The sequence below is a fragment of the Sulfoacidibacillus ferrooxidans genome, from assembly GCF_022606465.1.
Taxonomy (GTDB): domain Bacteria; phylum Bacillota; class Bacilli; order Alicyclobacillales; family SLC66; genus Sulfoacidibacillus; species Sulfoacidibacillus ferrooxidans.
In genome coordinates, this window is record NZ_JALBUF010000006.1 from 153,720 (window position 1) to 168,786 (window position 15,067).

13 protein-coding genes and 1 other annotated feature are annotated in these 15,067 nt (G+C 45.0%); all 13 genes read right to left on the minus strand.

What is annotated here, in order from left to right; all coding sequences use genetic code 11:
* Positions 1-580 precede the first annotated feature (580 nt).
* A complete protein-coding gene (gene rpoC / locus MM817_RS10645) occupies positions 581-4,228 on the minus strand; it encodes a DNA-directed RNA polymerase subunit beta' (RefSeq protein ID WP_241714695.1) in 3,648 nt (1,215 codons plus the stop codon).
* Between the two features lie 35 nt (positions 4,229-4,263).
* The gene (gene rpoB, locus MM817_RS10650; RefSeq protein WP_419723384.1) at positions 4,264-7,806 is read right to left on the minus strand and encodes a DNA-directed RNA polymerase subunit beta; all 3,543 of its coding nucleotides are present in this window, start codon (positions 7,804-7,806) and stop codon (positions 4,264-4,266) included.
* Between the two features lie 242 nt (positions 7,807-8,048).
* Positions 8,049-8,654: a class I SAM-dependent methyltransferase gene (locus tag MM817_RS10655; protein ID WP_241714700.1), complete on the minus strand. Its 606-nt coding sequence runs from the start codon at positions 8,652-8,654 to the stop codon at positions 8,049-8,051.
* A gap of 130 nt (positions 8,655-8,784) precedes the next feature.
* Positions 8,785-9,156, minus strand: a complete 372-nt coding sequence (gene rplL, locus MM817_RS10660) for a 50S ribosomal protein L7/L12 (RefSeq protein ID WP_241714701.1) — start codon at positions 9,154-9,156, stop codon at positions 8,785-8,787.
* Positions 9,157-9,243: 87 nt separating this feature from the next.
* Positions 9,244-9,744 carry a 50S ribosomal protein L10 gene (rplJ, locus tag MM817_RS10665; RefSeq protein WP_241714703.1) on the minus strand — a complete coding sequence of 167 codons (501 nt, stop codon included), beginning with the start codon at positions 9,742-9,744 and terminating at the stop codon, positions 9,244-9,246.
* Positions 9,745-9,752: 8 nt separating this feature from the next.
* Positions 9,753-9,908: a sequence feature (ribosomal protein L10 leader region), on the minus strand.
* A gap of 44 nt (positions 9,909-9,952) precedes the next feature.
* Positions 9,953-10,657, minus strand: coding sequence for a 50S ribosomal protein L1 (gene rplA, locus MM817_RS10670; RefSeq protein WP_241714706.1), 705 nt, complete (start codon positions 10,655-10,657; stop codon positions 9,953-9,955).
* 92 nt (positions 10,658-10,749) lie between these two features.
* A complete protein-coding gene (rplK, locus tag MM817_RS10675; protein WP_241714708.1) occupies positions 10,750-11,175 on the minus strand; it encodes a 50S ribosomal protein L11 in 426 nt (141 codons plus the stop codon).
* 165 nt (positions 11,176-11,340) lie between these two features.
* Entirely contained in the window at positions 11,341-11,892 is a 552-nt protein-coding gene (gene nusG, locus MM817_RS10680; RefSeq protein ID WP_241714710.1) for a transcription termination/antitermination protein NusG, read from the minus strand.
* 37 nt (positions 11,893-11,929) lie between these two features.
* Positions 11,930-12,154: a preprotein translocase subunit SecE gene (gene secE, locus MM817_RS10685; RefSeq protein ID WP_241714712.1), complete on the minus strand. Its 225-nt coding sequence runs from the start codon at positions 12,152-12,154 to the stop codon at positions 11,930-11,932.
* Between the two features lie 53 nt (positions 12,155-12,207).
* Positions 12,208-12,357, minus strand: a complete 150-nt coding sequence (gene rpmG / locus MM817_RS10690; protein WP_241714714.1) for a 50S ribosomal protein L33 — start codon at positions 12,355-12,357, stop codon at positions 12,208-12,210.
* A 134-nt stretch (positions 12,358-12,491) separates the two neighbouring features.
* Positions 12,492-13,142 (minus strand): RNA polymerase sporulation sigma factor SigH, encoded by a 651-nt coding sequence (gene sigH / locus MM817_RS10695; protein WP_241714725.1) that lies wholly within the window; start codon positions 13,140-13,142, stop codon positions 12,492-12,494.
* Positions 13,143-13,252: 110 nt separating this feature from the next.
* Positions 13,253-14,674, minus strand: a complete 1,422-nt coding sequence (gene rlmB, locus MM817_RS17280) for a 23S rRNA (guanosine(2251)-2'-O)-methyltransferase RlmB (RefSeq protein WP_336605167.1) — start codon at positions 14,672-14,674, stop codon at positions 13,253-13,255.
* Entirely contained in the window at positions 14,668-15,066 is a 399-nt protein-coding gene (locus tag MM817_RS10705) for a Mini-ribonuclease 3 (protein ID WP_241714727.1), read from the minus strand. The genes rlmB and MM817_RS10705 overlap by 7 nt, the downstream gene beginning before the upstream one ends.
* Between the last annotated feature and the right edge of the window lies 1 nt (position 15,067).

Here is a 15,067-nt window from a genome sequence, read left to right on the forward strand (position 1 = left end):
TCCTTATAAAGCGGACTTATCTCATCCGCCAACATTCAAATCATGTGCATCATCTTTAGTCAAGACCACTGACCCTGGTGGATCATTTGCAGACAAATAAAAGACGCACATACCTTAAAAACCCCGAGCTGACTTACTATGTTCTACACGCCTAATAGTTTCGCAAAGCTTCAACTGTCGAAGCGTTCATTCACAATCTGCAGGTAAACCCCAACAAGATGTAAAACGATCATACGACAGACACACCCTGTCTTTTACACAGCCTCAGTGGCAAACGCATCACACGACTCAGTGTCTCTCGTAAGATATGCTTCGTTCAGATGCCTTTTTTGCAAAGTGTGTAGCCAGCTAATCTGCATATCCGATAAAAATATACAGCCGATCCGCCATTTCCACTTCTTCCTATCTAGGCACACTTCGATATGTTATCACCTTTAACAGTGCAATGTCAATACCCAGAAGATCATTATGTGCAATAATGAACCGCCTTTACTGCGCACTACGCACACTAGTAAAGGCGGTTACACGAGCTTCTAAAATACAACATTCACCGCAAAAGCATCACACGATGACCGATATCTTACTCAACCACATCAGCAGTCACTTTTTCCAATTTCGGTTCTTGTGCACTATGAGCATTGGATCCTACGATTTGTTGAGTTTCTGTGTCTACCAATGCGATATTCCTGTATCTTGCCATCCCCGTCCCAGCAGGAATGAGTTTACCAATAATCACATTCTCTTTAAGGCCTAGTAAGCGATCTACTTTACCTTTAATAGCAGCTTCCGTCAACACGCGCGTCGTCTCTTGAAAAGACGCAGCAGATAAGAAGGAATCTGTTTCAAGAGATGCTTTGGTGATACCTAACAGCGCTGCTCTCGCTACCGCCGGTTCCCCGCCAGTTAGCAAGGCTGCTCGATTGGCATCCTCATAGGTAAACAGATCAGCATAGGTTCCAGGCAGAAGGTCTGTTGATCCGCTATCCACAATACGCACCTTGCGCATCATTTGGCGCACCATCACTTCAACGTGCTTGTCGTCAATGTCAACCCCTTGTAGTCGATAAACCCGTTGGACCTCACGCAGTAAATAGTTTTGAACACCGCGCAAACCCTTAACACGAAGCATCTCCTTAGGATCCACACTACCTTCTGTCAGCTCATCCCCAGCTTCCAGTTCTTGACCAACCGTCACACGTAACCTAGATCCAAACGGCACCGTATAAGCTTTTGTCTCAGCTTCACCAGTGATTTCAATCTCCCGTTTATCCTTAGCTTCTCGTATCTCAGTCACCTTACCAGTCAACTCTGTGATAATGGCTTGCCCTTTCGGATTGCGCGCTTCAAATAATTCCTGAATACGTGGTAAACCTTGAGTAATATCATCGCCTGCTACACCGCCCGTATGGAAGGTACGCATCGTTAACTGTGTTCCTGGCTCACCAATAGACTGCGCTGCAATAATACCAACTGCTTCACCGATTTCCACCATTTTACCTGTGGCTAAGTTGCGTCCATAACATTTAATACATACGCCATGTCTTGCACGACATGTCAATACAGAGCGAATCATAAGATCCGTAATCCCTGCGTCAATAATGGTACGAGCTATAGTTTCATCGATCAATTGATTGCGCTCTACAAGCACTGCACCCGTCTCCGGATGGCGAACAGTGGAAAACGCAATTCGTCCAACAATGCGATCATACAAATCTTCAATAATCTCTTTACCATCGCGAATTTGTGAAACCGGCAAACCGCGGTCTGTTCCACAATCATCACTGCGAACAATGGTATCTTGCGCAACATCCACAAGACGTCTAGTTAGATAACCTGAGTCAGCCGTACGAAGCGCCGTATCTGCAAGTCCTTTTCGCGCGCCATGAGTTGAAATGAAGTACTCCAATACACTGAGACCTTCGCGGAAGTTAGACTTAATTGGTAATTCAATAATGCGCCCAGATGGATTGGCCATTAATCCACGCATCCCGGCTAACTGAGTAATCTGCGAAACAGATCCCCGAGCACCTGAATCTGCCATCATATAGATAGGATTAAAGCGATCAAGTGAATCCATCAATGTACTCGTCAGTTGATCTTTAGCACTACTCCAAATACTAATAAATCGGTTATAACGCTCTTCTTCCGTAATAAGACCACGGCGGAATTGCATAACTACAACATCTTCTTTTTTCTCTGCATCAGTTACAATGTCCTCTTTTTGTTGGGGAACATAAATATCTGCTACAGAAATCGTAATACCAGCTTTTGTTGAATAGGAAAATGCAAGACGCTTAACGCGGTCAAGAATTTCAGCTGTCTTAGTTGTTCCAAATCGGCTAAAACACTCTCCAATAATAGATCCCAAAAAGGACTTCACAACAGCGCCCTTTACAGGTACTTTTTCAACAAACGCTTTTAAATCCGTACCTTTTTCGAAGATAAAATACTCATTAGGCGTTCCAACGAGAAGGTTTTTCTTGTCCGCAACGTTGATATAAGGAAATTCCACAGGGAAAATTTCATTAAATAATATTTTCCCACACGTCGTGACAAGAAGAGCTTGTTGTTGTTCCGCTGTAAATGAAGTTTTTCCAAGCATGCGCGCAGGAATAACAATGCGCGAATGCAACGATATCTGATCATACTGATAGGCAAGGAGAACTTCTTCCTTAGTGCTAAAAATTCGCCCTTCACCTGGTTCATTCGCCTTCTCAATGGTTAAGTAATAAGAACCTAGAACCATATCCTGAGTTGGCGTAACTACAGGTTTCCCATCTTTAGGGTTTAAGATATTGTGCGCTGCAAGCATTAACAAACGCGCTTCGGCTTGCGCTTCCGCAGATAAAGGTACGTGCACAGCCATTTGGTCACCATCAAAGTCTGCATTATATGCAGTACAGACGAGTGGATGTAACTTGATGGCACGACCTGCAACAAGTATCGGTTCAAACGCCTGAATACCCAATCGATGCAACGTAGGTGCCCGATTTAACAATACAGGATGTTCAGTAATAACCTGTTCGAGTACATCCCACACTTCTGGAGACGCACGTTCTACCTTGCGTTTTGCACTTTTAATATTATGCGCGAGCCCTTGACCCACGAGTTCCTTCATAACAAAGGGTTTAAATAGTTCTAATGCCATTTCTTTTGGCAATCCACATTGGTACATTTTTAATTCTGGTCCAACGACGATGACAGATCGCCCAGAGTAGTCAACCCGTTTGCCTAAGAGATTTTGTCTAAACCGTCCTTGTTTTCCCTTTAGCATATGCGAAAGAGATTTTAGCGGGCGATTCCCAGGTCCTGTAACAGGACGACCTCTACGACCATTATCAATGAGCGCATCTACCGCTTCTTGTAGCATCCGCTTCTCATTTTGTACGATAATATCCGGTGCTCCCAAATCTAATAACCGTTTTAAACGGTTATTACGATTGATCACTCGGCGATACAGATCATTTAAGTCTGAAGTCGCAAAACGACCTCCGTCTAACTGAACCATTGGCCGCAAATCCGGAGGTATAACCGGAAGTGCATCAAGAATCATCCAACTCGGTTCATTCCTTGATTGTTTAAAAGCATCCAATACTTCAAGACGTTTAATCGCCCGATTACGGCGTTGCCCTTGCACAGTGCGCAGCTCTTCACGCAATGTTTCAATTTCCCGCTCGATATCAATCTCTAATAACAATTTTTTGATGGATTCAGCACCCATGCCAGCTTCAAACGCATAACCATACTTTTCACGATAACTGCGATAGTCTTTTTCGGAAAGTAGTTGCTTTTTTTCAAGCGGCGTATCACCTGGGTCAGTAACTACATACGAAGCAAAATAAATGACTTCTTCTAGCGAGCGCGGTGACATGTCTAATACAAGACCCATGCGGCTAGGAATGCCTTTAAAATACCAAATATGTGATACTGGCGCAGCTAATTCGATATGTCCCATGCGTTCACGTCGAACCTTGGCACGCGTTACTTCCACACCACAACGATCACAAACTACACCTTTATACCGAACGCGTTTGTACTTACCACAATGGCATTCCCAGTCTCGTTGAGGTCCAAAAATCTTTTCACAAAACAGCCCCTCTTTCTCGGGCTTTAATGTCCTGTAATTAATTGTTTCTGGTTTTTTGACTTCCCCATGCGACCATGATCGAATCTTGTCTGGTGAGGCAAGACCAATTTTCATATACTCAAAGTTATTGACATCTAGCAAAAGGGGCCCCCCTCTTATGTCCTCTTTAAGGACTTTTAGTCCTCGCCCACTTCACGCATCTCTAAACTGAAATTAAGCTTTTCTGTCGTATCATCGTCCTCATCGGATTCACGCATGGCAATTTCTTGTTCATCTTCAGAGAGTATTTTTACATCAAGCCCAAGACTTTGCAGTTCTTTGATGAGCACCTTAAATGATTCAGGAACTCCTGGTTCAGGCACATTTTCACCTTTAACAATTGCTTCGTACGTCTTTACACGGCCAACTACATCATCCGACTTGACTGTCAAAATTTCTTGGAGTGTATAAGCTGCGCCGTACGCCTCTAACGCCCACACTTCCATCTCGCCAAAACGTTGACCACCAAACTGCGCCTTACCACCAAGCGGTTGTTGCGTAACAAGTGAATACGGTCCAGTAGAACGAGCATGAATCTTATCGTCAACCAAGTGATGCAATTTCAACATATACACATAGCCAACAGTCACACGTCCATCAAATCGTTCACCAGTTCTACCATCATAAAGCACCGTCTTACCATCGCGATCAAGACCAGCCTCTTCTAACGCATCGAACACATCAGCTTCATGAGCGCCATCAAAAACTGGAGTTGCAATCCGAATACCAAGTGTATGTGCCGCCATGCCTAGATGCGTCTCAAGCACTTGTCCGATATTCATCCGCGAAGGAACACCCAATGGATTTAACACAATTTGCACAGGCGTTCCATCTGGCAAATAAGGCATATCTTCCACAGGCATAATCCGGGCCACAACACCCTTATTACCGTGTCTTCCTGCCATCTTATCGCCTTCAGAAATCTTGCGTTTTTGCGCAATATAAACCCGCACAAGCTGATTAACACCAGGAGGTAATTCATCGCCATTTTCGCGAGTGAATACTTTTACATCCACAATAATACCGGCCCCACCATTTGGCGCCTTTAGCGAAGTATCGCGGACTTCTCGCGCCTTTTCACCAAAGATCGCATGAAGCAACCGCTCTTCTGCAGTTAGTTCAGTCACACCTTTTGGTGTCACTTTTCCTACCAGAATGTCACCTGCGACAATCTCTGCACCGATGCGAATAATCCCGCGATCATCTAAATTGCGAAGTGCCTCTTCCCCGACATTCGGAATATCCCGTGTAATTTCTTCAGGCCCAAGTTTTGTGTCCCGCGCCTCAGACTCATATTCTTCTACGTGAATGGAAGTATAGACATCTTCCTTCACAATGTCTTCACTTAAGAGAATTGCATCTTCATAGTTGTATCCTTCCCACGTCATAAACGCGACAAGAACATTGCGTCCAAGTGCCAATTCACCTTGATCTGTAGCAGGGCCGTCAGCAATAATATCACCTTTTTGGACTTTATCACCCAATCTGACAATCGGCCGTTGATTGATACATGTCCCCTGGTTTGAACGCATAAACTTCATCACTTTATAGCGATCAATATTGCCCTGAACAACATTGCCATCAACTATTTCCTGCGCGCGAATCTGAATCTCATTTGCAGTTACACGCTCCACAATGCCAGAACGTTTTGCAAGTATAGCAACACCTGAATCACGAGCTGCCTTGTATTCCATCCCCGTCCCAACAAGCGGTGCATCTGTCACCAATAGCGGTACGGCTTGACGTTGCATGTTCGAACCCATCAACGCTCGGTTGGCATCATCGTTTTCCAAAAAAGGAATAAGCGCCGTCGCAACAGAAACAACTTGCTTAGGTGAAACGTCAATATAATCGACCCGGTCACCAGGCATTGTTAGAATTTCTTCTTTATGACGGACAATTTGTTCCGGATCCATAAACTTACCTTCAGGTGTAATCCTTGATGTTGCTTGACCAACGACATAATTATCTTCTTCATCAGCCGTTAAATAATCGATACGATCAGTCAGCAGGCCGGTTTCCGGATCAACATGTCGGTAGGGCGTTTCAATAAAACCATATTCATTGATTCGCGCATAGGTAGACAAGCTATTGATCAAACCAATATTCGGACCTTCAGGCGTTTCAATTGGACACATCCGACCATAGTGAGAGTGGTGAACATCTCGCACTTCAAAACCAGCTCGCTCACGCGTAAGACCGCCTGGGCCAAGTGCAGATAGCCGACGTTTGTGTGTCAATTCTGCCAAAGGATTCGTCTGATCCATAAACTGAGATAACTGACTCGACCCAAAAAACTCTTTGATCGATGCGATCACAGGTCTGATATTAATAAGCCCCTGTGGAGTAATCGCGTTAGCATCCTGAATCGACATCCGTTCGCGAACAACGCGCTCCATACGAGATAGACCTATGCGAAACTGATTTTGCAACAATTCCCCAACAGAGCGGAGACGACGATTCCCTAAGTGGTCAATATCATCTGTATCCCCGATCCCATGAAGCAAATCCATAAAATAACTAATCGATGCAATGATATCCGCCGGCATAATGTGCTTTACATTTTTTTCAATACGTCCATTACCAATTACTTTAATGGGCTTCCCATCTTCGCGTTGACTAAAAATGCGGATCTCTTGTACATGGATTTGTGGATCCTCAGTGACACCTGCCGATGATCGATACGTATGCTGATTAAGACCAGAATCAAGAAAAGGAAGCAAACGATCAAGCAGACGTCGATCCACAACTTGACCAGCCTCAGCTAAAATCTCCCCGGTATCCGCATCAACAAGCGACTCTGACAATCGTTGATTAAGCAAACGATTTTTTAAGTGTAACTTTTTATTGAGTTTATAACGACCAACCGCAGCCAAATCATACCGCTTTGGATCAAAGAAGCGCGAAGTCAATAAATTACGCGCATTATCTAATGTGGGAGGTTCTCCCGGCCGTAGGCGTTCATAGATTTCAATTAAAGCCTTCTCAGTAGAATCGGTGTTATCCTTTTCTAATGTGTTTCGTAAGTATTCATCTTCACCAAGAAGGTTTAAAATCTCGGCATCTGTTGAAAAGCCAAGCGCCCTTAGCAAGACAGTTACTGGTATTTTGCGCGTGCGGTCAATACGCACATATATAATATCTTTTGCGTCTGTTTCAAGTTCAAGCCAAGCGCCCCGATTAGGAATGACGGTAGCGCTAAACGTTCTTTTCCCGTTTTTATCTACCTTTGTATTAAAATACACACTAGGAGAACGTACGAGCTGACTGACAATTACCCGTTCTGCACCATTAATAATAAAGGTACCTGTATCCGTCATGAGCGGGAAATCTCCCATAAAGACTTCTTGCTCCTTGACTTCACCTGTTTCGCGGTTAATCAACCGCACCTTTACCCTCAGAGGAGCTGCATAGGTTACATCTCGCTCTTTAGATTCCTCGACACTGTACTTCGGATCCCCCAGGCTATAATCTACAAATTCTAAAGTCAGATTCCCTGTAAAATCCTGAATGGGAGAGATATCTGCGAAAAGTTCTCGCAATCCATCACTCAAAAACCATTCGTACGACTTTTGTTGTATCTCAATTAAATTCGGGAGTTCGTGAACTTCCGCAACGCGAGAGTACGTTCTGCGCTCGCGGCGCCCGTACTTTTCTACGTGTCCCTGCAAATCGGTCACCCCTCATACCAAATCGCTGGCTATCCACAAAAAAGAAATAAAGACAAACGGGTCACTCTCGACCTCATTTCTCTTCTATTTCAAATGCGTAATATACTTCTATTGCCGAAATGTAAGCAAAATATTCATTCATAGAGCATACAACCCCAGAATAATATTTCACATTAAGCTACGATACCACGTAAGACATCCCAAGTCAACATCATTTGACAATTTTAAACTAAATAAATAATCTTTATTTGTTATGTTGCCATTTTGACACATTGAATGACTTGATACCCGGACTTGTTTGCTATGACTTCCACTGTATGAAATAGCGTGCGCAAATACTCCGTACTAGAACGAGCACCTTGTTTTTTTTGAATGACGACATATAGCTCGCCATGCGGCAAAAGTACTGATTCAGCTTCTGCATATAGACGCCACACCGTGGATTTACCTGCTCTAATCGGAGGATTCAAAACCACACAATTAAATGCAATCTCGCTCGGTATCTTCGCAACGCCATCACTTTCCAGAACGTGCGCCTCAATACCTACGCGCGCTGCATTCATCCTGCACAACTCTACCGCACGTTCGTTGATATCCACCGACCAAAGCTCAACATCCTTCACAGAATTAGCTAACGCTATGCCAACTACCCCATAGCCGCATCCTAAATCCAAGAGTCGATCACCCGGCGAAATAAATGCCGATTCAGCTAGCAATGCCGATCCAAAATCAACTTCAGAACGGCTAAATACACCGCGGTCAGTCACGAATTTAAACGAGAGACCACGCAAAACGGCATGAATTTCAGAGCGCTCTGATAGACTACTAGGTTTTGAGCTATAATAGTGGTCCGACATATGAATCTCCCTCTAATCACCCTAGTAAGCTTATGTAATAGAATGGTTTACAATCGCTAACTTTGCATAGGTAGAAAAATCAGCGGACTACGCAAAGCGCGATCCGCTGATTACATTCAAGCATAGAAAACTACTTAATTTCGACTTTGCCGCCTGCTTCTTCAATCTTTGTTTTGATTGCTTCAGCATCTTCTTTGCTAACCTTTTCTTTTAAAGCTTTTGGTGCATTATCAACTACTTCTTTCGCTTCTTTCAATCCTAGGCCAGTAATTTCGCGAACAACTTTAATTACGTTAATCTTCGAAGCGCCTGCTTCTACAAGAATCGCATCAAACTCAGTTTGTTCTGCCTCTACTTCACCTGCACCTGCACCTGCTCCACCCATCATGGCGACTGGAGCTGCTGCAGTTACACCAAACTCTTCCTCGATTGCTTTAACAAGTTCGTTCAAATCTAGTACAGTCATGCCCTTAATCGCTTCAATAATTTGTTCTTTAGACACGTGTATCCCTCCACAAACCATCTTATATTCTCGTTGTTGTTGGTGTTTTACTCTAAGACACCACTACGACGGTAACCCAAAGCAAATCTATGCTTCTTGCGCTTCTTTTTGATCTGCAATTTGTTTTGTTGCATAAGCCAAGTTGCGCATTGGCGCTTGCAATACACTAAGCAACATCGATAACAATCCATCACGTGATGGTAACGTAGCTAGTTCCTTCACACCATCTGCATCAACCAACTTACCTTCAACAAGACCGCCCTTGATTTCAAGAGCCTTGTTCTTAACAGCAAAGTCATTGAGCAATTTAGCAGGTGCAACTAAGTCATCTGTACTAAATGCAATTGCAGTAGGTCCCTTTAAATACACGTCTACCGCAGACGTCCCTGACTCTGCAGTCGCACGACGAACTAAGGTGTTCTTTAACACGCGAAACTCAATACCCGCATCGCGCAGTCTTTTGCGCAGATCAGTGACTTCCGCAACTGTTAAACCACGATAGTCAGTGATAATCGTCGTTTTACTATTGGACAGCTTGTCTGCAATCTCAGCTACTTGTGCTGCCTTCTCTTCACGAACACTCACCATTTACACCTCCTAGCAAACAAAAAACTCCGCCGAGGCGGAGACTACGTCCAAACGTTTCAGCTAAAAGGCAATACACCTTCATCCGATCCGGTGGTCGCAGCCTCGGTAGGTTATATTAAGCTCAAAAGAGCACCTACTGTCTACAGCTCGACAAACTTATATAATTATATCACATATTGACCATCATCACAAGTGTCAAACCGAATAATTACTCTGTCCGTGCTGCAGCGGTTAACCGTTGAAGATTCATAGAAATTCCAGGTCCCATCGTGGTACTTACTGAAACACTACGGAAATACTGCCCTTTTGCCGCTGCAGGTTTTGCTTTTTGCAATGCATCCTGAATCGCCTGATAATTTTCTAGAAGCTTCTCTGTAGGAAAAGAAACCTTCCCCAACACAGCATGAACATTCGCCCCTTTATCAAGACGATATTCAATTTTACCAGCCTTCACTTCTTCTACTGCTTTTTTCACATCAAAAGTTACAGTTCCTGTTTTTGGATTAGGCATTAATCCCCTTGGACCCAACACGCGACCAAGCCGACCAACACTCGCCATCATATCAGGAGTTGCAATAGCGGCGTCAAAATCCATCCAGCCACCTGAAATACGTGCAACCAAATCATCATCGCCCACAACATCTGCTCCAGCTGCTTCCGCTTCACGCGCCTTGTCACCTTTTGCAAAAACGATGACACGCACTGTTCGACCAGTGCCGTGCGGTAGTACAACAGCACCGCGAATCTGTTGATCGTTTTTGCGAGGATCTAAGCCTAAACGAAATGCAATCTCAACAGAAGCATCAAACTTCGTAACAGAGGTTTGCTTTGCAAGTTCTAACGCCTCGATAGGATCGTATAAACGATCTTTTTCAACTAGCTTCGCTACTTCAGCATACTTCTTTCCTGCCATGATCTCGTTCCTCCCTAAATGTGGTAGACGGCGCATCATCATGAGAAAATCCTCTCATTTTGCGCACCTCCCACTTCACACAACATATCGTACTAGTCTGCAATCACAATGCCCATCGAACGCGCTGTGCCTTCAACCATGCGCATTGCAGCTTCTACGTCTGCTGCGTTCAGGTCAACCATCTTCATTTCAGCAATTTCCCGCACCTTAGTGCGTGGCAACGTACCGATCTTCTTTTTATTCGGTTCGCCAGAACCACTTTCCACACCGAGCGCCTTTTTAAGCAACACAGATGCAGGAGGTGTCTTTAACTCAAACGTAAATGAGCGATCTTCATATACGGTAATTACAACCGGAATAATCATCCCAGGTTGATCAGCGGTACGAGCATTAAACTCCTTGCAAAACATCATAATATTGACGCCCGCTTGACCTAATGCAGGTCCAATCGGAGGCGCCGGCGTGGCTTTTCCTGCAGTCACCTGCAGCTTTACAAGCTTCATAATGCGTTTTGCCACTTGAAAAACCTCACTTTCCCTCACCAATGTGGTATGACGACCGCAGGTTATCCCACGACCTCCCACTACAGCACAACAATGCACGCACATAGTAGCGGATTAACATTAAACTGAGCACCGTATGCACCTTTTACACAACGGTGCTTCGCTCTATAGACTGTACTATTATAGTTTCTCCATCTGTTCGAAATCAAGTTCAACAGGAGTTTCGCGACCGAACATCGAAACCAATACGCGGACTTTTTGCTCTGGCCACAAAATCTCATCGATCGTACCCACAAAGTTTGCAAAAGGACCATTAATAATGCGAACCGCTTCCTTGACCTCATACTCAAAGCGCGTCTTCACATCATCTACACCCATTTGCATCAAGATCTGCCTTACTTCGTTAGATAATAAAGGAGTTGGTTTTGAGTTCGCTCCGCTAGATCCGACAAAACCAGCTACGCCGGGCGTGTTACGCACGACATACCAAGAATCATCCGTCATGATCATCTCAACGAGTACATAACCAGGATATACTTTGCGTTGCACCGTTTTTTTCTTGCCATTCTTGACTTCAATTTCTTCTTCAGTTGGAACCAAGATCCGAAAGATCTTGTCTGACATGTTCATCGACTCAAGGCGACGTTCAAGATTGGCTTTAACCTTGTTTTCATACCCAGAATAAGTATGAAGCACATACCATAACGTCTCTAATTGATTTTGATTTTCCATAGACCGAGGGCGGTAGCCCGCACCTCCTAAGTTATAATCAGGAATTCCCTATACCCAGCAACTCAAATGCCCGAGTGACAAGCCAGTCAAATCCATAAGTCAGCAAAAACAGAACAACGCACACCACAACGACCGTAATCGTATACGTAGTCAATTCTTTGCGAGTTGGCCAGCGCACTTTCCTGACCTCTTCTACTACCCCGCGAAAATAACCAAGCATACTATTTGTGCCATTCTGTACGCTTGAAAGTAAATTACTCAAGAAAGGCACCCCCAACTGCGGATAGACCCCACGGACAGAAAAAGCCTGTTACATTACCGCGTTTCACGATGTGCAGTCTGAGAATTACAGTATTTACAGAACTTTTTCATTTCTAAACGATCCGGGTTATTCTTCTTGTTCTTAATCGTAGTATAGTTACGCTGCTTGCAATCCGTACAAGCTAACGTTATCGTCACACGCATGTAGAGCACCTCCCTTTACAAAGCCGAAAACACCAAAATACTCTAACACAAGCAACGACGTATGTCAATATTGCCCTTTTGACAATATTTTAGTCATTGTGCATGAAAAATATCTTTTGATTGTGCGGCTTCCATCATGCAAGTCGATCTTCTAAATGCTTCTCTAACTTGCGTTTCACACGTTGAAGAGCATTGTCAATCGACTTCACATGTCTTTGCAAATCCACAGCGATTTCTTGATATGAGCGTCCATCCAGATAAAGCATCAAAACGTTTCGCTCTAATTCACTCAACAATTGTGCCATTTTATACTCAATTCGGCTGAATTCTTCGCGATTAATCATGAGCTCTTCTGGATCGGCTACCCGCGCTATGCCAATCACATCCATCAACGTTCGGTCCGACTCTTCGTCGTATATAGGCTTGTCTAATGATATATAGGAGTTTAGCGGGACGTGTTTTTGCCGCGTAGCCGTTTTAATCGCGGTAATAATCTGTCTCGTTACACACAACTCCGCAAATGCCTTGAACGAGGCGAGTTTATCATCTCGGAAGTCTCTGATTGCTTTATATAATCCAATCATACCTTCCTGCACAATATCCTCATGGTCAGCCCCTATTAGAAAATAGGAGCGCGCCTTCCCACGTACAAACGTTTTATAACGCTGGATTAAACATTCCAGCGCTCTATCATCGCCAACCCTTACGCACTCGACTAATAATTCGTCCGGGATGTCGTCAAGGCTCCTGCCATACTCAACCAAAAGTTCAACTGCCACCGTCATCCCTCCGGGGACTCTATCATCGCATTATAGTAAAGTCAGTATACATGATAGATTCCGAGAGGGTCAATCTTATTTTGTGTGGGTCAATAGCAAAAATCAGGCAAGTGCGGTTATTTAGATAGCCGTTGCCTCAAAATTTCATACAAGATAATCCCCGTAGCTACACCTGCGTTTAACGAATTGACTTGTCCGCGCATGGGTAAACCTACTAGAATATCACAGCGCTCCGAGGTAAGTCGGCCAATACCTTCTCCTTCTGCGCCAATCACTAGAGCAACAGGCATAGAGTAATCTACCTGCCAGTACATTTCTTTTGCTTCCGGCGCCGCTCCAACAACCCAGAACCCAGCCTCTTTTAATCGCTCCATAGCTTGTCCAATATTGCTTACGCGAGCGACGTCGACGTGTTCCAATGCACCTGCAGAAGCTTTAGCAACCGTTCCCGTGAGCGGTACAGCACGCCGTTTAGGAATAATTACACCTGCAGCTCCAGAACCATCAGCTGCGCGTAAAATGGAACCCAAATTATGAGGATCTTCGATTCCATCTAACAGGATGAGAAGACCCGGTTTTTGACTTTTAGCCTTTTGAATAAGATCTTCTAATTCCACATATTCCTTTGCGGAAATATACGCGATAACGCCTTGATGACTGCGTTCCCCTACAATCTCATTCATCTTTGCTTTTGGAACCTTTTGTACAATCACACGTTGTTCTCTAGCAACAGCTAAAATTTCGTTTAAGCTGCCCCCCGAGGCATCTTCTTGCAATAAAATTTTATTTAGCGCCCGTTGCCCTTTAAGAGCTTCTAGAACTGACCTTCTACCAAACACAAACTCTTCTTGTACCTCTTTTGCATCTTGGCTATATGCCGTCTCTCTGGTACGTTCCCGTTCTTCACGATAATTGCGCTGTTCGCGATCACTACCTCGGTTACGTCGCGTGCTTGTGCTGCGATCGCCACCTCGTGATTGACCACCACGCGACTCACTACTGCGTTCGCCACCTCGCGACTGCCCATAGCGCGACTCACTACTGCGTTCGCCGCCTCGTGACTGGCCATAGCGCGACTCACTACTGCGTTCGCCGCCTCGTGACTGGCCATAGCGCGACTCACCACTGCGTTCGCCACCTCGTGATTGGCCATAGCGCGACTCGCTACTGCGTTCGCCGCCTCGTGACTGGCCATAGCGCGACTCACTACTGCGTTCGCCGCCTCGTGACTGGCCATAGCGCGACTCACCACTGCGTTCGCCACCTCGCGATTGACCATAGCGCGACTCGCTACTGCGTTCGCCACCTCGTGATTGACCATAGCGCGACTCGCTACTGCGTTCGCCACCTCGCGATTGACCATAGCGCGACTCACTGCTGCGTTCGCCGCCTCGTGATTGACCACTTCTCCCGCCTTCATTCTGTGACCGATCAAATCCCTCACTACGTCTAGCGAACCCTGCATTACCTTGACCACCCGATCGATTGCCACCTGTACCTTGCATCCTTGCTTTAACTGATACTCGTTTCCTTAACATAGATCATTCTCCTCAACTTGTAACAATAACTGCATAATTTCCTTTAATCGTTCTTGCTGTCCTGCCAAATACACATACCCAATGAGAGCCTCGATGCCCGTACTCGCTCGATAATCAGCCACAGATGCACTTTTTGGCACAGATGCCGACTTAGCATTGCGCCCTCTGCGCACCACATCCCGTTCACGTTCAGAGAGTTCCTCTGTAATCTTGCGCAAACGATCCGCCTGCGCCTTAGCACGTACCCGCAAAACGGCTAAGCGATGCAATCGCCTTGGCTGCGTTTCCCCCTGTGCTATAAGAAACTCTCGCACAGCAAGTTCCCATACCGCATCGCCTATATAAGCCAAGGCTAACGGGGGCATACGATACGCCTTCTCCTCTAGTTCCAAT

What these genes read in the sequence shown, in the direction of transcription:
- MM817_RS10655 (WP_241714700.1), bottom strand. Translation starts at nt 8,654, where the DNA reads ATGTCGGACCACTATTATAGCTCAAAACCTAGTAGTCTATCAGAGCGC.
- rplA (WP_241714706.1), bottom strand. Translation starts at nt 10,657, where the DNA reads ATGGCAGGAAAGAAGTATGCTGAAGTAGCGAAGCTAGTTGAAAAAGAT.
- rpmG (WP_241714714.1), bottom strand. Translation starts at nt 12,357, where the DNA reads ATGCGTGTGACGATAACGTTAGCTTGTACGGATTGCAAGCAGCGTAAC.
- nusG (WP_241714710.1), bottom strand. Translation starts at nt 11,892, where the DNA reads ATGGAAAATCAAAATCAATTAGAGACGTTATGGTATGTGCTTCATACT.
- rplJ (WP_241714703.1), bottom strand. Translation starts at nt 9,744, where the DNA reads ATGGTGAGTGTTCGTGAAGAGAAGGCAGCACAAGTAGCTGAGATTGCA.
- sigH (WP_241714725.1), bottom strand. Translation starts at nt 13,142, where the DNA reads ATGACGGTGGCAGTTGAACTTTTGGTTGAGTATGGCAGGAGCCTTGAC.
- rlmB (WP_336605167.1), bottom strand. Translation starts at nt 14,674, where the DNA reads ATGTTAAGGAAACGAGTATCAGTTAAAGCAAGGATGCAAGGTACAGGT.